This window comes from Enterococcus sp. AMC1086, from assembly GCF_058216575.1.
Genome location: NZ_JBZADB010000002.1, coordinates 19,653 through 35,225, shown reverse-complemented (window position 1 = coordinate 35,225; position 15,573 = coordinate 19,653). Strand labels below are relative to the sequence as shown.

The window sequence follows — 15,573 nt, the reverse complement described above, 5'->3', positions numbered from 1 at the left end:
CCTCGTTTATGAGGTTGCTTTTCATGCATTATTTAGTTAGTTTAGGGAAAGAAACTGCCCCAATCAGAATTAGCTGCATCTTTTTCTGCTTGATTCAAATCATTTTGTGACATTTCTCCACGTCCGTTCCCACCAGTAGAAGGTTGGGCAGGAGGCGCTGTATTGCCACCACCTGTTGCAGGAGGTGCTGTATAACCGCCACCCGTATTACCACCGCCTGTATTGTCATACCCTGCTCCTGCATTCGCATCATTGTTTGGTGCAGGTGCGTTATTCGTTCCTGCTTGTGCTTCTGTTCCTGTTGCGCCATTGGTTGTTGTTGCAGGTTGTTGCGCTTGTGCTGTTGCGTTTGCTGCTTGTTCTTCTGCTTGTTTTGCTTGAGCTGTTCTGTCTGCTTCTTCTTTTGCTTTTTTATCACTATCGGCTTTTACTTTATCAAGTTGAGCTTGTAAGTCTTTTTTAGCTTTTTCATTTTTGATTTTATCTACTTCTGTTTTTGCTGTGTCGTACAGTTTTGAATCAGTAGAAACAACTTTGTTGTCTTTAAACACTTTACTGACTTCTGTTTTAGCTTTTTCGATTTGATTCAATTGATTTTCAGCAATCGAAAGCAATTCGTTGATCGTTTTATCATAGGTTGTTGTTGCGCCTTCTTTAAAGTCCGCTTTTTTATTTTTTTCAACGACTTCTTTTGTTAAACCGTCCGCAATCGGTAGATCCTTTTTAACGTCTGATCCATTGATTGCTACGGCTGTTTGTGTTTGTTGGTACATGCTATTGATATCCGTTAAGGTATGCATTGCAGCTGTTGCCTTTTTCATTTTGTCTTTTACAGCTGTAGCTTCTGACTCAAATTGCTTCAGTTCTTTTTTATCGTATTCTTTCTTTGTTGAAATGGTGGTTTTTTCGTCCACTTGTTTTTGTAAATCGTTGAGTTGCTTTGTTTTGATTCCTTTCACTAGAAAGTCAGAATCTTTAGAATCAAACAACGTCGCTATTTTTTTATCTAATTCTTTCAGACTGTCAGTAAATTGTTTTAGTTCTTTTTGCGCTTCCGCTGCTTTCACACTAGATTGGTTTTGCGTATAGGCAAACGTGCCACCTACACCTACGATCAGGATTGCTGCTAGGATTCCGACTTGCTTTTTCGTTAGTTTTTTCATTATACTGCCCCCACTTTTTTATTTTTAATATACCCATGCTGCTTTCTCCATCGATGTAACGTCCCTTTTGAAACATCAAATTTCATTGCAATTTGACTGAATGTGTAACCGTAATGCACAAGGGTTAGATACGTCTGTTCATCAATTTTATCGGTATTGCTTCTACTATCTTGTTGAAAAATTTGTCTACCTAGTGCGGTATTTAGTCTAACTGATTTTCTTCACGCCATTCTTTTAATTTTTTTAAGCTTATGTGTAATGCACTAGCAATTTGTCGAATCGTATAATCTTCAGCACGTAAACATAAGTATTTTTCTTTATTAACGGTTCGCTTCGCACTATCTTCTGAATATTGAATAAGTTGTTGTCCTAATTCAGTAATCCGTTTATATCGCTCTGTATCAGGTTTTTTGAACCAGTCGTTATCTTGTGCTATTAAAGAATATAACTCAAGTCGTCGTTGTTTTTGTTGGTCTTTGAAATTCATTATTTTCCACTTCTCTATGTATACTTTTATTTTATCGTAAGTATAGCATATTGTTAAAGATTTGTTATGGCTTTTCTTTAAAGTTGAATCCTATGACTTCAACTTCGTGTGGTTTCATTCTCTTGTTCGTCTTCACTAATTTTTCTGAAGGTAAAGATTTGTTCAATCGGAACTTCAAAAACGTCGGCTATATCGTGTGCTAGTAACAATGACGGATTGTATCGGTTCCGTTCTAACTGTATAATCGTTTGTCTTGATACACCTACTTTGTCAGCAAGTTCTTGTTGGGTCATACGTTTCATCGCTCTGTACACATGGATACTTGACTCAAAACTACTATTCTTTTTCTTTGGCATGATTATTCTCTCCTTTTTTAATGTGTCTGTATTGATATCATTTGATTATTTTTCCGACTAAGCTGCATAATCTTTAATTTCCATAGCTCATCTATAACAATATTTAATTGATTATCATTAAAATTCTTGATATCCAAATTAATGATTTTTTCCTCTTTATTTTCTTTAACGTATTGTCGAACATATCGTCTGATTCTAAATTTAGTCATTGAAAATATCCTCCTTAAATTAAGTAGCCCTCTTTCTGAATTAGTTCTTTGTTAAAACTCAACTGACCAATAATTATGGTTCAGATAGTCTATTTTTTTTGAAATATCACTTATGGCTTCTTTTTTTAGTGGTTTAACGATCGTTAAATTTCCTGAAATCAAATTCATTAGTTCAAATTGATAAAAAGAATTACTGTTATACGAACTCTCAGCAATCTTCTGAAGTGCTTCGGAAAGTTCTTTCCCATTTGACCATCTATTTCTCCAAACTACTACTTTCAACTTTCGTTGGAATTTTTTGTAATGAGTGAACAATTGAACTGTTTTTACAGCCTTCATGTACTCTTTCCCATCGTATGACCAATATTTCGCAAGAATTTTCGATAGAAAAAGGTGAATGACATTGAGTAAAAGTAGCCCACCTATTATTATTGTAAACGTTGTAAGTAATGTGCTTAGCATTGAATTTACTAGATTATGTGGCATATCAATTACTGATTGAATTGTAGAAGCTAACTGTTCTTTGTTCCGTTGCTGCAATTTATCTACACTGCCATCAAGTATAAATTCGTATTCAGCTGAATCAGATCCCTTGAGGTCAATATAAGTTGATTTAACATCTATTTTTGGAATAGCCTGTTGTATATCTTCCATTTCTTCACCCCCATGCTTCTTTGACAGTTCGTTCGTTTTGCAACAGTTCAGCAAGCAAATCTTTTTCATGATACTGACGATTGTTGCCTGCTTTCTTGCGTTCTTTCCGTTTTTTATTCAGGAGAAACGCTAAGTCTTCGTCCATTTGATCCGTGAATGTGATAGACCTTCGTTTTTTTGAAGTCATGGTGTTCACTCCTTCGGGTGCTGTACCCATTTTAATTAGGTACAGCACCTAAAATTCATTAGCCTTCTCTTATTTACTAATTTTTGTTATTTGTTACGCAATAGTGTTGCTGTCGCAGGGTTTAAGCATCCGTTCACCCTAAACTCTCGGAAACGACATACGAACCTCTCGTACGCCTGAGCAAGTTAATGATCTACGATCATTCTCTCCTTGGATTGTGACATTTTTACTGTTTAAGTTCTAACCCCTGTCCCTTAGTAGTCACGCTGATAAACAGGGCGGTCATTGCACACCGACATATAGGTTTCGTCTTCTTTCGTTCTTCCTTAGTTTTCCAACCTATCGATTAAAAATAGGTATTGTGTTGATCCCTCTATCTTAGCTAACGTAGACATCAAACAATAATTTCTCATCATGGTTTGCTTTGTTTTTTTGTTAGCACTCATCCTAATTTCATAGGCTTTCAAGTTCACTCTAAAAAGTGCTGAAATTGTCTGAAACATGTGTTGCTAATTCGTTTGTTTTAAATTAGCAAATAAGAAAAGGCTAATTTTCTACTTGATTACGCTTGTTGACGTTACTTTTTTTCTTGTTTCAATCGTTCTTTTTCGTCTTTCTCTCTTTTTGCTTTTTTAATGCGTTGCTGCGCTCGCTGTTTTACTGCTTCTGGCTGATTTTCTTCACAAGTAAATTGGTAAACTGTTTTGGCTAATTGATTGCCCTGTAACGTTTCACCCATTCCCTTTCCTGTTTTTTTCAGCGGTAGCAGCTTTGTTTGATTGCTTTTGTAATTTCCTGATCGACTAGCAATTAACACCCCTTTATTTCTTCTTGAGTAGACACGTTCAATCTCATTGTAAATATCCATTAATTCAACTGAATTCATTTCAATAAGGCGTTTTCGTCCCTCTATGTATTCAGTAGCTTGTTGAAAGATTCGATCACCTTCAATGATAAATTCTCTCTTTTTTCGTCCTTTTCCTTTTTGGAATAAAACGACTCTTTTTGCATATGTCATTACTTCTTCGGGTGTCATAATCGTTGTTGGCATAGAAACTCTCCTTTCTTTTTTTGGATCATTTATATTTGACCCATTTTTTTAACAAGTAAGTGAACAACAAATCGTTGTAACGATACAAAAAAAGAGGACGATATACATTTGACTGTATATCGTCCCCTAATCGTAACCATCACACACGTTATTTATTATAAATTCCTTAACTTACAAGCAAATAACTATAAAAATGGACACTCGTTTTGTATGATAACAACAAATGCAACTTTAACCTAATGAGTATTAGATTAACATTTTCTCGTTAAATTGCTTGAAAGACATAGAAACAAAGGTTCCTCTGTCAATTTCATTAAAGAATTGCTATAATAAGGACGTTGTGACAACTGTTACAACAAGGAGCCAAATATCAGTTTCATGTAGGAATGTACATGAGCCTGACACCTTTGATTCTGCTTGACCTTGTAAAAGAACGCCAATTCTTTTGCAGGGAAGGAGTCATCGGTGGGCTACTTATTTTATTTGTTGTTCACTAACTTCTTAAAGATAGTATTCAGTTTTTAATAAGTAAAACATACCACATTAGAAAACTCTTAACAAGCTTTTTCATCCTCCTCATTTTTATTGTATGAAAAGTGATTGGTTTTTGGTATAATTAAACTAGTTCTGAATTTTGTTCTAGGAAGTTCTTATGAGGAGAATTCCTAGTTCTTTTTATGCTGCTAAGATGTAAGCACTTAATAACACTGGTCCAACTATTTTAATATACTTCATAACCAAAATTTTCATCGTTTTCCCAACTTTCATTTGTTTTACAATGTAATTATATCATAGATAAAACTTATAAAATAGTGTTTGTATAAATATTAAGCAAAAACCCAGCGTATTTGTTTGATATTTTTTAATTCACAAATAAGCTTCATTTTATGTTAATATTATATACAAATATAGATTGGGAGGTATCAAATGTACTTAAATGATTACGTTAAAGAGAGTAGAGTTAAAGAAAAATATTCACAAGAATTATTTTACAAGGGTATTGTTTCAAGAGCCACTGCTGATGCATTTGAAAAGAAAAATGCAGATGTTTTAAAGATTGGTGCGTTATCAAAAATTGCGGAAAATTTATCTCTCACCGTTAGTGATTTAATAGCTCGTGCTGAGGATTCTTTTCTTACTGAGTTTGAAAATAAAAACAGAGAATTCCTATTAGTATCATCAATTCTTTCAGAATACGAATCAGAGTGTGTGGAACTTGAAGAAGAAGAAATCAAAGCTTATTTAAAATCTATGGACAATCTTTATTTGAGTATATTAGAAAAAAAAGATCTACATTCTAATTATTTTAACTTATATTTGATTTTGAAATATTCATTCCATGATAGTTCTAAGGTTATATTGCCTGTCGATAAATCAGATATCAGTCTTTTTAGAAATATTATAAAAAATAAGTCAGTATACGGAACTTACGACTATAAAGTATTCGCAAATATTGTTATATCACCATTTTGCTCATTAAAAGATATCAAATTATTTACCGATTGTCTTTTTCCATTGGAAAGTAATCCATCTCATGAACTATTAGAATCTGCTTATCTTTCCCTAGCAAATCTTACATCAAAACTTTTGAGGACGAATGAATATGATCTTGCAGAACATTATCTTAAACTTTTTAATTCAGAATTACTGTTAAATCCATCATATTATTACAAACTAAATTATTTACATGATTATTATTTACTTGATTTTCTTATAAGTAAGTATGAACAAGCAGATTCGCTTGCTAAATCGCTTCAGTTTGTAGATATAATTGAATTATGTGAGCCACCTGAATCAAGTCTTGCTACTAGAATGCGCGAAGCTACAGTAAACATCGTTGAGGGAAAGACATCTTCCCGTTCGATAATAAATATCATAGCAACTACAAAAAATAATATTGATTTTAAAAAGCTGATTCCAGAGCATTTAATTAAAAATACTAAAAAAACTAGTAACTTTACTACAAAGTAAGTTACTAGTTTTTTTTTAAAACAGATTTTTGATTATATCTAAACCACCTAAAAAGTTTCCTAATATGCTACCAACATTTGACAGGAAAAAAACTAAAAAGATTCTCAACACTCTATTTTCATAAAAAGATTTTACTCCTTTAATATCTATGTCCATAGATTCAAAATCTTTAACTTTAGGTTTTCTAAATTTAGCTTCAATTAATGCAGTAAAGATACCAACAGAGACAAAAGGAATAAATGTAGTGAATGGAGCCAGAATAAAAGCTGTTATTATTGCAAGTGGGTGTGCTAATGCAAAAGCTGTAAAAATACTTGCAACTGTACCTTTCCAAATAATCCATATTTTTAATTGTTCTAATCCTACTGATGGACTTTGCGTAAATGCGTATGCAAAAACCAGTAACAAGATAATAGGCAAAGTCCACTTTCTAATTCTTTCACTAACAGACGGTTCTGGTATCTTTTCATAGTTCTCTAAATCAACTTTTTTCCCCTCCTTTATACATTTCACTAGACCATCAACATGTCCTTTACCCACAACTACAACATTTTTCTCTCCCAAGCATCCTAATATTTTAGTTGTCATATACTCATCACGTTCAGCAATAAAAGCAGTCCAAAAATCTGGATATTTATCTTTTAAATCGATAAACACTGGTTCAAAATTTTCTGATTCAAGTAATTTCTGCATATCTTCATCCGACATTTCTTTGTCGTCAAATACATTTAGAAAAGCGGAAGGAAGCATGAATCTTTGAAATATTGTCAAACTTTTCCACGCTCTTTTAAAAGTGACTTGTGCGTCCCTATCAATTAAAACTAGTCTACTTCCCAAGTTTTGAGCCTCATTGCTTGATACAATAAATTCTTCACCTACAACTCCAGATTCCTCTTTTAGCATTCTTTTTTGAAAATGTTTATACAAGAAATTAAACATAAAAATTGGGAATTGTTTGGATTTTATTATCTGGATTAAATCAGTATTTTCCCATTCTTCAGGATTCATATATTTATCGTACCGCTTTTTATCTAACTCGATAAAAACTGCATCTGGTTGTTCAGTATCTATGATTTGTTTTACAAGTTTAGCACTGTCACTTGAGACATGATTAGTGCCGATAACTATTATCTCCTTATTTTCGATTGCTAACTTAGTAATATTTACATTTTCCATTAATATCTCCCTCATACTAACATTGTCAATCAATATTAGTTAATTTACCCAATCGTGAGTAGTAATCATATTATCTTTTTGGTTGTCTGCTATTAAAGTTTTCCAGTTCCCAATAACAGAATCAAATAAATTTTTAAACGCCCCGTAAGCGTAATTATCAATATTTTTAATTGTTGAATCTGTTTTTCGTTTTTGATAAACCCGTCGTAAGGTCTTAGTAATTTCTTTTTGAACGTCTAACAAGTCATTGTGCATATAGTCATTGTCTAATACTAAAACAGCATCGTGTTCTTTCTCCATTGCTTTTTTGGCTCTAAGAATAATTCCTTGCATATTTTCAGCATCGGTTAAAGTATCACTGAATAAGCCGATAATATTTAGGTTTTCATAATTTAAGAATGACTGGTCTTGATAGGTTTCAGCGAAATTCTCTAAAAGATATAATTCCTGCTGCTGTATTTTAGTATCTAGCTTTTTAGTATCTAGTAATGTATCTTGGTTTAAATTATTAAATACTGTACTGATTTTCATACCCTCTGATTTATCAACGTTTTGGCTAGGTATGATTTTCATACCCTCTGACTTATCAATGTTTCTAGGGGCGATATCAGAAGAAGTGCTAGGTATGATTTTCATACCCTCTGATTTATCAACGTTTTCATTAACTGATTTATCAAAATTTGTTAATTGGTAGATATCATTTTCAGTGACCTGTAACTCTGCTAAATATAATCTGTTTGGATTGTTTTTCCCGAGTTCTTTATTAAATCCCATTTGTTTTTGAAATAGTAAACCAAAATCTTCTAGCTGAGCTTTTATTGACAAAACTTTTTGTTTGGCACAACCTAGCAAGTCGCATAACTCAGATATTGTAAAAGTAAAGTAGACATTATTTTCTTCATCGACTTGTTTCTTCTGAACTGCAAACTCCAAACGTGCTTTAAGAAGCATGTATGCTATTTTGCTAGAGTCGGACATTTTTTTATATTTATCACTAGCAATTAAAACTTTAGGAAATTGAAAGTACAGTTCATTATATATTCTATCAACCTTAAAATAATTGAATTTGTTCATATTAAAGCTCCGTTCTATTATGTTAATTTTATAGGATTCATTTTAATTTAAAATAAGTTGTCTTAATGTATAGCATAATATAGTTTTTCTGATAAGTAAACAGTTTTAAATCAGTATAGAAATTTCCCTATTTATTTAAAGGGAAATTTCTATACTTCTATATTTCACATTATAGAAATAGGGAAAAACTCTGTAAATCAAGCTTAGCAATAGATTTTAAAGAGTACTATATATAGATATAGGGATAATTCTATATTGATAATTATAGAATTATCGTTATTTCCTTATTTCCCTATTTCCCTATTAATATATATGTGTTATAATAATTAAAACTATAAGTAGGAGGTATGATTATGAATTGGAAAAAACATGACAACAAAGCAACAACATTAACTGTTGGGAATTACAAAGGTGGTGCAGGAAAAACAACAAATGCTACACTGATTAGCTACACATTAGCAAAAATGGGAATTAAAACACTTGTGATTGATTTAGATCCTCAATCTAATGCTACTAAAGAATTGATGTTAACTAGATATATAAACTTTCCTGAATTAGATACAACAATAAATACCACGTTAATGGCAGGTATTGAAGCAGGATCTTTAGAAAATCTTCCTATAGAAATTCAAGACAACTTATTTTTAATTCCTTCATTTATTGATTTTGAAGGTTTTGCAAAATATCTTTACAAAAATACTTCAAATGATAAAGAAGAAGACTTTTTTCTATATGATCTAATCGAGCCATTGAAAAAAAATTATGATCTAATTATTATGGACGTTCCGCCTATGAGTATAGAGATAACAAAAAATGCAGTGACATCTTCTGATTATGTTTTGATATCCTTACAAACACAAGAGTACAGTCTAACTGGTGCAGAAAGTTACGTCGAAGAGCTTGGAAAATTAACCAGTAGATACTCATTAGATTTGGACGTGGTAGGAATATTACCGGTATTAATGAAAAACAATGGTAAAGTTGACGAATACATTTTAGAAAATGCAAAAGAGAATTTTGGAGAAGAAAATATTTTTTCTTCATATATACCACAAATGGAACGAATAAAAAGGTTTGCTGTGAATGGAATAACTGATTTAGATAGACATGATAAAAAGGTACTAAAAATCTATGAATCTGTTAGCATTGAACTACTAGACAGATTAGCTCAATTCAATAAACAATAAGGAGTACAAATCTATGACTGAAAAAAAATTAGGTTTATTAAACAGACAAAATACGTTAGAAAGAAAACAAGGAAATATTATTCCAAAAGAAACTTTCAATGAATCACAAGAAAGTAAAATGGAACGAAAGAAAAAAGAATTTAAAAATCAGCAAGGAAGCATGAAGGTACCTTTATCTACAAAAAAAGAGTTGGACGCATTAAAAGATATTACTAAGACTAAGTTTGATTATGAAATTATACAGATGCTAATAGATAGTTATGTTCATGATTTAGAACACAGTAAAGCTAAAAGGTTTAGATTGCTGACAGAAGAAGATTAGAAAAAGGGAAATATCTATAATAAGATATTTCCCTTTTTCTATATATAGATATTTAATTTCAGAATTTTACTATATCAAAATAGAAAAATAAGGAAATAATCTATTATGGTTCATTATTTAGATAAAACCATTTTTGATAATCATATTGAATAATGTGTCGAATATCTTGATACTCAATTTCTGTATCTCCAATCAGAGCCATTCCTTCAGAAACCATTCCTCTAAAATTCCCAATGACAGGGTCTTTAACTCTTCCTAGGTGATCTCGTGAATTAAGTTGAATCTCTAAGACTTTGTTGTACTTGATCGAACCAGAGAGGTAGTAGTCAATATCTTCAGTTGTCATTTGTGGGCGTCGCTCAAAACTCTTGTTTGATTCTTCTGTTGATTCTTTAATCGCTTTAGTTAATTCTCCTAACTCAAAAGCTGTCCCCCATTTTAATGACATACCACGATCCTGATACTCGTTGTAGGGGATAAACTCTTTCTTTGTGCGTTCTTCCATCAACTCATTCCTTCCATACCGCCTGCATGCCCACCGACAAGCCCTGCACGATTGATTGCTGTTGCGCCTTCCAACATCGACGTGGCATGTACAATAGATGTAAATCCATATTTACCACGTATGCGATCGATGAGAAAATCTAAATTATTGTCTTTCACTTGCTGCTCGCCATCAGAAAAGAGATCCAACTGTATGATCGTTGAATAAGTCAGTTTGCCAAAGGACACACCAATACTACGAACTTCTTGATTGGTGTAATGCTTCCGAAACAAAGCAATTGTTTCTTTCACTAATACTTTTGTTGTATTTGTTGCAAGAATCTTTTTTTGCCGATTAAACCCTGATTTATTTTCTTTATCGAGATAGCCTTTAGGGTAGCCCACATAGACAGAGATAAGCTGTGTTTGTACATTTTGCTTTCGCAAGCGTGACGCAACTTGATCAACAATCTCCGTCAAAACAAGTTCAATTTTTTGTTGAGAAGTATACGTTTCTGGTAAAACTTGACTGTTTCCTAAAGATTTCTCTTTAGGCGGTTGATAATCGCCTAGAAAGCTACGATCAATTCCATTGGCATGAGCATATAATTGTTCACCCATGATTCCTAATTGACTTTTCAGTCGATAGTAATCACTGGTGGCTAATTCTTCTATAGAACGAATCCCCATACCTAGTAGACGTAGTCTTGTTTTTTCACCAATGCCACAAAACTCGGTCATCGGATTAATTGACCATACTTTTTCTTGAACGTCTTTGTAGCGCCATTCAGCTTTGAAATCAGGTGCGTTCTTTGCTTCATTATCTAGTGCTAGTTTAGCTAAAAGAGGATTGCTACCGATCCCAACAGTTGTGTAAATGCCTGTCTCTTGCTGTACTTTAATTTGAATCAGTCGAGCTAGTTCATAGGCTGTTTGACAGTTAAAATAAGAGAGTGAGTTTGTTACATCTAAAAAGCTTTCATCAACAGAGAAGACGTGGTGATCCTCTGAAGTAACAAACGATTTATAAATCTGATTAATTTCAGCATTCTTTTTCATATACAAATTCATACGAGGGGGAACAATCAACAAGTCTTTATGATCTGGAATATCTTTTTTACGAGTGACATTTGAGATTCCTAATATTTTCTTAGCTAAAGGGGAAGCAGCAAGAACAAGACCGCCTGCATTGTCAGCGTTACTCATCACAACTAACATCGTTTTTAAAGGGTGCAGTCCTCGTTCTACGCACTCAACAGAGGCGTAAAAACTCTTGCAGTCGATACAAAGAATATCTCTACTCGGTTCTTTATCGTAATCAAATTTCATTAACCTCACCTTTTCTGAAAAAATTACTTAGTCACATTATACGAACTTTTGTTCCCGTTGTCTAGCATGAGATAGCAGACCAAATGCAAATAAAAGAACCTAAGATACGTTCATAGGCTCTTTTATTGATCAATATTCTTTTTTGTTCGTTTATGTGCTTTTAAGTGCGTATAATATTCTTCTTGCAATGTAAGTAACTCGGCGTATATAACGTCCATAGGCTTGCTGCTTGCAAGTGATAAAGAATAAATAAATGAAGCAGGTAACGATTCTACGGTCTTATTTCGTGTAATCCATGTGGCAACAGTAGATTGAGGGTAGCCGTGTAACTCGCAAAACTGTTCTACAGTAAGTCCTAGTTGCCTGATAATGAATGTATTGATAGGGTGCGGATATACATAGTTATTTGTTTTCATAGTGGGAACTCCTTTAAAGAAGCAATATTATTGCGCTTGCGATAATATTGCTTTACTTCTAATACTTCTATATACCGTTCGATATATAATTGTGGTATAATGAATATGAAAAAAGAGATATGCGCTAACATACCCCTCTTTTGTAGAACCAAACGGTAGCATAATTTTAAATCATTTTGAAATGATCGCTAACTTGCCAAAGTTATTGAGCGGTCATTTCTTTTTGTCGTTTTTATGCATATCTACAATCAACTTAATCAAAGCAATGGTAAACATACCAAAGCTTAGAATCAATTGAATTGTTTCTAATGCGGACAAAAGGCTTCTCCTTTCGTTAGATTCAGTACATACAATCATATGCACCACCTCCTAAAGAGCGCCACCGTCATAACTTTTCTACATTGATTAGTATATCATACTTAAGTTTGTTTCTTTCACTTTTCTAAGTACCTTTTTTAGTAAAAATTGTTACTTTCTACTCATCTTTTTTGGGTCTAATGCATGCAGCTGCTATCGATCCTTTTTGATAGATACTGTTGTATCAACATCTTCAATCATTTGTTCAATCGCTTCTTCTAGATCCTCCGATTTAAAATAATCTGACATGTACAAGCCATGCAAAATCAGACCTAGTTCATTTATATTTACTTCCATTAATACTCAACTTCCTTTCTGATCATTTTTAGGACAACCACATTTTTTGCGCATCCTCAATCATATATTCAAAGTTGTTGGTAACAGCTGAATAGTCCTCACTATTCAAATACAATTTAAAATGCTTTTCTTTTAATTCAAAAGATAGGACGTAGTCATCTATACTAGTATTCATATCTATTAATACGAAAGACAACACTTGAGCCATTGCGCTATAATACCCAACACTTTCATAAAATTCTTTATCTTTTTTCATGGTGCTTTCCTTTCTGATCCTTTTTAAGATTCTTAGTGATCTTTCTACATAAGTTGCCATTCATTTTATTATTTTCTTTAAAAAATCCAGCCAGTTCTTGATTTTTACGTTCTATAGATTGAGCTTCTGCCGTTTTATTTTTAAGCAACCCATAGAGATAAGAAGCTTCTTCTTTTGTCATTTCAATACTAATCAATTTTCTTACCTTCTTTCTGATCCTTTTGGGTATTCCGTTTAGTCCTTTGTCTCAATGTTTCTTGAATTTATTAAATAAGCTGTATGTAAATCTTGTGAGTATTGAACGTAACCACCTGAATGAAAAGATTCTTCCATTTCGTATTCTTCTGCTTCTAAATAAGCCAGTGCTTTCTCCTTAGTTTTGAATTTGCTAAATGTTGCATTCATACCATCATTATATATCTCAGTGACTTGCCACATAATTTATCCTCCTTCAGTTTATTGATCCTTTTTGGTAATCATTCTATAGTTATTATTTCAATGTTTTCAATACTATTAATGATCAATTCGTAAATACTGACTAAGGTGCTCAACGGCGCATCAATCTGCAGCTGCTTATAACCAAAATTAGTTTGTTGTTGATCCCAATAGTCTTTTAACTTAGTACATTGATCAATAATTTCTAATTCACTATGATTTTGAATATACTCGATCAAATTATTAAAGGTGTTTACAGCATCGCCACACAAGATAATTGCCTTTTTCGACTTTTTCTCGTCAATAGAATTGGCTGTAGCTATTTTTAGACGCTCACTCCAATATGATTTTATGCGTTGTAATTCTTCGATTACACTAGTTAGAAACTCTTCAGATTTAAACTGATCCATAACACTAACCTTTCTGATCCTTTTTGGAAATAATCATCTAAAACAATTCAATTTCTTTCTCATTTATAACAGTGTCTAAAGATAATTCTACCCCGTACTCCGACAATTCCATGTGAACATATTTATTTTCGGAAGTATCTCTTATAACCTCAAATTCATCATCATCGCTCAATGACGTCTTAAATTTTTGAATTTCATTTTCAAAATATTTTTCTGCCTTCACCTTATTAGTAAAAATTTTCATTACTGTATTCCCAGTACTTTCTTCTCGTAAATGATATACATACAATTTTGGCATACTCTATGTTCCTTTCTGATCCTTTTTGGTAACACTAGAAGCATCTGAGAAAAGACTATCAAATCCTCTCCAATAACTCTGTACAGCTTTTTCAGCTTCAGATACAGAAGAAAAAGTAGTAAGGTTTAAATAAGTATCACCATTGTAATTAAAGTTCATTTTGTTTTTATATTCTTCTTTCTCTTCTTCCGATTGGAGTTGCCTAAATAAGATAATTGTATTTTCATCAATTATCTCTAGTAAATAATTTGGTGCCACTATTTGTGTATTTTTAGTCGGATAGTTCATTTCTTGATAGTATAATTCTTTAATTTCATTGTTCATCCTATCTCCTTCTTTCTGATCCTTTATGAAAACTAATCTTCATTTGTTCTTGCAAAAGATATTTCCCTGTACAATCTCATTGCAGGATTCTTTCTTAGCTCTGCTTGCAGCTGCTCGTCTGTTTCGTAAGTGATCATTGTTCCATAACCTTTTTCAAGTTCATTCATTAGTTCTACTAGAGCTAAATTTCTTTTGTATGAACCCTTTTGATCTTTTAGTTTACTAAATTCTGCTTCAATTTCGTTTAACATTCTTTTCATTATTTTCCCTCCTTCAGTTGTGTTCCTTTTGTTGATAATCGTCTTAGCTTAAACTTGAAATAGCCTTAGAATAACTCTCTACTCACCATTTTCTCTTATTGCAAGGTATTTATACAGAGTTGTTGGGCTTACTCCTGACATTTCTTTGATTTCCCTTAATGAATGCTGCTTTGTATCATATAACTTAAGCGCTAGCTGAATTTTCTTTTCAGATTTTTTCGGACGACCACCAACACGACCTCTTGCTCGTGCGCTTTTAAGTCCTTCTTTCGTCCGTTGAACAATCAGATCTCGTTCAAACTCTGCAAATGCTTGAAACACTGTCAACATCAATTTACCTTGTGGGGTAGACGTATCAAATTTTTCTTTCGCACTAATCACATTAACTTTTTTCTGATCGAAAAATTCTACTAAGTCGATCAAGTCTCTTGTACTACGTCCTAATCTACTCCAACTTTCGACAACGATTGTATCGCCCTCACGAACATTATCTTTTAATTTGTTCAATTCTGGACGGCTTGCTTTTGTTCCAGTAATTTTTTCTGTATATATTTTGTCACATTGATATTTTTCTAAAATATCAAGCTGCCGATTCAATTCTTGCGATTGAGTGGACACTCTCGCATAGCCATACGTGTATTTCACAAAATCACCTCACTTAATTATACCATATACGGTTGTTTTAAGTATATAGTTTTACGTATAAGTTTACGTATAATTTCAATATTATTAAAACCTCTACATAGAGAGGTTTATAATTTTACTGCTTTTTGAAAATACACCTTCCGTAAAACGAATGTTTTTGGTATTGGCATATAGATAAATCAGACACAATCTGTTTGTGTCTGATTTATCTATATGCCTTTTTACT

The 15,573-nt window shown here is 32.6% G+C and carries 25 protein-coding genes; 3 read left to right on the top strand and 22 right to left on the bottom strand.

The window, feature by feature from the left end; all coding sequences use genetic code 11:
- Positions 1-41: 41 nt before the first annotated feature.
- The 7 genes from AC4BC4_RS16020 to AC4BC4_RS15990 form a co-directional block, all read right to left on the bottom strand.
- Positions 42-1,163: a hypothetical protein gene (locus AC4BC4_RS16020; protein WP_490477397.1), complete on the bottom strand. Its 1,122-nt coding sequence runs from the start codon at positions 1,161-1,163 to the stop codon at positions 42-44.
- A gap of 202 nt (positions 1,164-1,365) precedes the next feature.
- Positions 1,366-1,650 carry a hypothetical protein gene (locus AC4BC4_RS16015; RefSeq protein ID WP_490477396.1) on the bottom strand — a complete coding sequence of 95 codons (285 nt, stop codon included), beginning with the start codon at positions 1,648-1,650 and terminating at the stop codon, positions 1,366-1,368.
- 98 nt (positions 1,651-1,748) lie between these two features.
- Complete coding sequence (locus AC4BC4_RS16010) at positions 1,749-2,006, bottom strand: helix-turn-helix transcriptional regulator (RefSeq protein ID WP_490477395.1); 258 nt, start codon at positions 2,004-2,006, stop codon at positions 1,749-1,751.
- Between the two features lie 17 nt (positions 2,007-2,023).
- Positions 2,024-2,215 carry a hypothetical protein gene (locus tag AC4BC4_RS16005; RefSeq protein WP_490477394.1) on the bottom strand — a complete coding sequence of 64 codons (192 nt, stop codon included), beginning with the start codon at positions 2,213-2,215 and terminating at the stop codon, positions 2,024-2,026.
- Between the two features lie 51 nt (positions 2,216-2,266).
- Positions 2,267-2,869: a hypothetical protein gene (locus AC4BC4_RS16000; protein ID WP_490477393.1), complete on the bottom strand. Its 603-nt coding sequence runs from the start codon at positions 2,867-2,869 to the stop codon at positions 2,267-2,269.
- A 4-nt stretch (positions 2,870-2,873) separates the two neighbouring features.
- Positions 2,874-3,056, bottom strand: a complete 183-nt coding sequence (locus AC4BC4_RS15995) for a hypothetical protein (RefSeq protein ID WP_490477392.1) — start codon at positions 3,054-3,056, stop codon at positions 2,874-2,876.
- Positions 3,057-3,633: 577 nt separating this feature from the next.
- Positions 3,634-4,107 carry a hypothetical protein gene (locus AC4BC4_RS15990; RefSeq protein ID WP_490477391.1) on the bottom strand — a complete coding sequence of 158 codons (474 nt, stop codon included), beginning with the start codon at positions 4,105-4,107 and terminating at the stop codon, positions 3,634-3,636.
- A 927-nt stretch (positions 4,108-5,034) separates the two neighbouring features.
- Here AC4BC4_RS15990 and AC4BC4_RS15985 point away from each other — a divergent pair.
- Positions 5,035-6,078: a hypothetical protein gene (locus tag AC4BC4_RS15985; protein ID WP_490477390.1), complete on the top strand. Its 1,044-nt coding sequence runs from the start codon at positions 5,035-5,037 to the stop codon at positions 6,076-6,078.
- 15 nt (positions 6,079-6,093) lie between these two features.
- Here the strand turns inward: AC4BC4_RS15985 and AC4BC4_RS15980 are convergent, their stop codons facing one another.
- On the bottom strand, positions 6,094-7,254 hold the full coding sequence (locus AC4BC4_RS15980) for a TraB/GumN family protein (RefSeq protein WP_490477456.1): 1,161 nt from the start codon (positions 7,252-7,254) through the stop codon (positions 6,094-6,096).
- Between the two features lie 39 nt (positions 7,255-7,293).
- Positions 7,294-8,328 carry a replication initiator protein A gene (locus AC4BC4_RS15975; protein ID WP_490477455.1) on the bottom strand — a complete coding sequence of 345 codons (1,035 nt, stop codon included), beginning with the start codon at positions 8,326-8,328 and terminating at the stop codon, positions 7,294-7,296.
- A 353-nt stretch (positions 8,329-8,681) separates the two neighbouring features.
- On the opposite strand from AC4BC4_RS15975, the gene AC4BC4_RS15970 reads away from it, so the two are divergent.
- Together AC4BC4_RS15970 and AC4BC4_RS15965 are read left to right on the top strand one after the other, a co-directional pair.
- Positions 8,682-9,515: a ParA family protein gene (locus AC4BC4_RS15970; RefSeq protein WP_490477454.1), complete on the top strand. Its 834-nt coding sequence runs from the start codon at positions 8,682-8,684 to the stop codon at positions 9,513-9,515.
- Between the two features lie 13 nt (positions 9,516-9,528).
- Positions 9,529-9,837, top strand: a complete 309-nt coding sequence (locus AC4BC4_RS15965; RefSeq protein ID WP_490477453.1) for a hypothetical protein — start codon at positions 9,529-9,531, stop codon at positions 9,835-9,837.
- A 103-nt stretch (positions 9,838-9,940) separates the two neighbouring features.
- On the opposite strand, the gene AC4BC4_RS15960 is transcribed toward AC4BC4_RS15965, so the two are convergent.
- From AC4BC4_RS15960 to AC4BC4_RS15900, 13 genes are all read right to left on the bottom strand, one after another.
- Positions 9,941-10,342, bottom strand: a complete 402-nt coding sequence (locus AC4BC4_RS15960) for a hypothetical protein (RefSeq protein ID WP_490477452.1) — start codon at positions 10,340-10,342, stop codon at positions 9,941-9,943.
- The gene (locus AC4BC4_RS15955) at positions 10,342-11,649 is read right to left on the bottom strand and encodes a Y-family DNA polymerase (RefSeq protein WP_490477451.1); all 1,308 of its coding nucleotides are present in this window, start codon (positions 11,647-11,649) and stop codon (positions 10,342-10,344) included. Before AC4BC4_RS15955 ends, AC4BC4_RS15960 begins: the two co-directional genes overlap by 1 nt.
- Before the next feature lie 122 nt (positions 11,650-11,771).
- Positions 11,772-12,065, bottom strand: a complete 294-nt coding sequence (locus AC4BC4_RS15950; protein ID WP_490477450.1) for a type III secretion system protein PrgN — start codon at positions 12,063-12,065, stop codon at positions 11,772-11,774.
- A 213-nt stretch (positions 12,066-12,278) separates the two neighbouring features.
- Positions 12,279-12,422, bottom strand: a complete 144-nt coding sequence (pepG1, locus tag AC4BC4_RS15945) for a type I toxin-antitoxin system toxin PepG1 (RefSeq protein ID WP_490477449.1) — start codon at positions 12,420-12,422, stop codon at positions 12,279-12,281.
- Positions 12,423-12,575: 153 nt separating this feature from the next.
- Entirely contained in the window at positions 12,576-12,719 is a 144-nt protein-coding gene (locus AC4BC4_RS15940) for a hypothetical protein (RefSeq protein ID WP_490477448.1), read from the bottom strand.
- Between the two features lie 28 nt (positions 12,720-12,747).
- Positions 12,748-12,975: a hypothetical protein gene (locus AC4BC4_RS15935; RefSeq protein ID WP_490477447.1), complete on the bottom strand. Its 228-nt coding sequence runs from the start codon at positions 12,973-12,975 to the stop codon at positions 12,748-12,750.
- Positions 12,962-13,171 carry a hypothetical protein gene (locus AC4BC4_RS15930; protein WP_490477446.1) on the bottom strand — a complete coding sequence of 70 codons (210 nt, stop codon included), beginning with the start codon at positions 13,169-13,171 and terminating at the stop codon, positions 12,962-12,964. Before AC4BC4_RS15930 ends, AC4BC4_RS15935 begins: the two co-directional genes overlap by 14 nt.
- Before the next feature lie 38 nt (positions 13,172-13,209).
- Positions 13,210-13,413 (bottom strand): hypothetical protein, encoded by a 204-nt coding sequence (locus tag AC4BC4_RS15925; protein ID WP_490477445.1) that lies wholly within the window; start codon positions 13,411-13,413, stop codon positions 13,210-13,212.
- 38 nt (positions 13,414-13,451) lie between these two features.
- Complete coding sequence (locus AC4BC4_RS15920; RefSeq protein WP_490477444.1) at positions 13,452-13,820, bottom strand: hypothetical protein; 369 nt, start codon at positions 13,818-13,820, stop codon at positions 13,452-13,454.
- A gap of 37 nt (positions 13,821-13,857) precedes the next feature.
- On the bottom strand, positions 13,858-14,118 hold the full coding sequence (locus tag AC4BC4_RS15915; RefSeq protein ID WP_490477443.1) for a hypothetical protein: 261 nt from the start codon (positions 14,116-14,118) through the stop codon (positions 13,858-13,860).
- A 3-nt stretch (positions 14,119-14,121) separates the two neighbouring features.
- A complete protein-coding gene (locus tag AC4BC4_RS15910) occupies positions 14,122-14,442 on the bottom strand; it encodes a hypothetical protein (protein ID WP_490477442.1) in 321 nt (106 codons plus the stop codon).
- A 32-nt stretch (positions 14,443-14,474) separates the two neighbouring features.
- Entirely contained in the window at positions 14,475-14,702 is a 228-nt protein-coding gene (locus AC4BC4_RS15905; RefSeq protein WP_490477441.1) for a hypothetical protein, read from the bottom strand.
- 78 nt (positions 14,703-14,780) lie between these two features.
- A complete protein-coding gene (locus AC4BC4_RS15900; RefSeq protein WP_490477440.1) occupies positions 14,781-15,347 on the bottom strand; it encodes a recombinase family protein in 567 nt (188 codons plus the stop codon).
- Positions 15,348-15,573: the final 226 nt, after the last annotated feature.

Bases quoted from the DNA above. Each gene is read 5' to 3' on its own strand.
- AC4BC4_RS16020 (WP_490477397.1), bottom strand. From the start codon at position 1,163: ATGAAAAAACTAACGAAAAAGCAAGTCGGAATCCTAGCAGCAATCCTG.
- AC4BC4_RS16015 (WP_490477396.1), bottom strand. From the start codon at position 1,650: ATGAATTTCAAAGACCAACAAAAACAACGACGACTTGAGTTATATTCT.
- AC4BC4_RS16010 (WP_490477395.1), bottom strand. From the start codon at position 2,006: ATGCCAAAGAAAAAGAATAGTAGTTTTGAGTCAAGTATCCATGTGTAC.
- AC4BC4_RS16005 (WP_490477394.1), bottom strand. From the start codon at position 2,215: ATGACTAAATTTAGAATCAGACGATATGTTCGACAATACGTTAAAGAA.
- AC4BC4_RS16000 (WP_490477393.1), bottom strand. From the start codon at position 2,869: ATGGAAGATATACAACAGGCTATTCCAAAAATAGATGTTAAATCAACT.
- AC4BC4_RS15995 (WP_490477392.1), bottom strand. From the start codon at position 3,056: ATGACTTCAAAAAAACGAAGGTCTATCACATTCACGGATCAAATGGAC.
- AC4BC4_RS15990 (WP_490477391.1), bottom strand. From the start codon at position 4,107: ATGCCAACAACGATTATGACACCCGAAGAAGTAATGACATATGCAAAA.
- AC4BC4_RS15985 (WP_490477390.1), top strand. From the start codon at position 5,035: ATGTACTTAAATGATTACGTTAAAGAGAGTAGAGTTAAAGAAAAATAT.
- AC4BC4_RS15980 (WP_490477456.1), bottom strand. From the start codon at position 7,254: ATGGAAAATGTAAATATTACTAAGTTAGCAATCGAAAATAAGGAGATA.
- AC4BC4_RS15975 (WP_490477455.1), bottom strand. From the start codon at position 8,328: ATGAACAAATTCAATTATTTTAAGGTTGATAGAATATATAATGAACTG.
- AC4BC4_RS15970 (WP_490477454.1), top strand. From the start codon at position 8,682: ATGAATTGGAAAAAACATGACAACAAAGCAACAACATTAACTGTTGGG.
- AC4BC4_RS15965 (WP_490477453.1), top strand. From the start codon at position 9,529: ATGACTGAAAAAAAATTAGGTTTATTAAACAGACAAAATACGTTAGAA.
- AC4BC4_RS15960 (WP_490477452.1), bottom strand. From the start codon at position 10,342: ATGGAAGAACGCACAAAGAAAGAGTTTATCCCCTACAACGAGTATCAG.
- AC4BC4_RS15955 (WP_490477451.1), bottom strand. From the start codon at position 11,649: ATGAAATTTGATTACGATAAAGAACCGAGTAGAGATATTCTTTGTATC.
- AC4BC4_RS15950 (WP_490477450.1), bottom strand. From the start codon at position 12,065: ATGAAAACAAATAACTATGTATATCCGCACCCTATCAATACATTCATT.
- pepG1 (WP_490477449.1), bottom strand. From the start codon at position 12,422: ATGATTGTATGTACTGAATCTAACGAAAGGAGAAGCCTTTTGTCCGCA.
- AC4BC4_RS15940 (WP_490477448.1), bottom strand. From the start codon at position 12,719: ATGGAAGTAAATATAAATGAACTAGGTCTGATTTTGCATGGCTTGTAC.
- AC4BC4_RS15935 (WP_490477447.1), bottom strand. From the start codon at position 12,975: ATGAAAAAAGATAAAGAATTTTATGAAAGTGTTGGGTATTATAGCGCA.
- AC4BC4_RS15925 (WP_490477445.1), bottom strand. From the start codon at position 13,413: ATGTGGCAAGTCACTGAGATATATAATGATGGTATGAATGCAACATTT.
- AC4BC4_RS15920 (WP_490477444.1), bottom strand. From the start codon at position 13,820: ATGGATCAGTTTAAATCTGAAGAGTTTCTAACTAGTGTAATCGAAGAA.
- AC4BC4_RS15915 (WP_490477443.1), bottom strand. From the start codon at position 14,118: ATGCCAAAATTGTATGTATATCATTTACGAGAAGAAAGTACTGGGAAT.
- AC4BC4_RS15910 (WP_490477442.1), bottom strand. From the start codon at position 14,442: ATGAACAATGAAATTAAAGAATTATACTATCAAGAAATGAACTATCCG.
- AC4BC4_RS15905 (WP_490477441.1), bottom strand. From the start codon at position 14,702: ATGAAAAGAATGTTAAACGAAATTGAAGCAGAATTTAGTAAACTAAAA.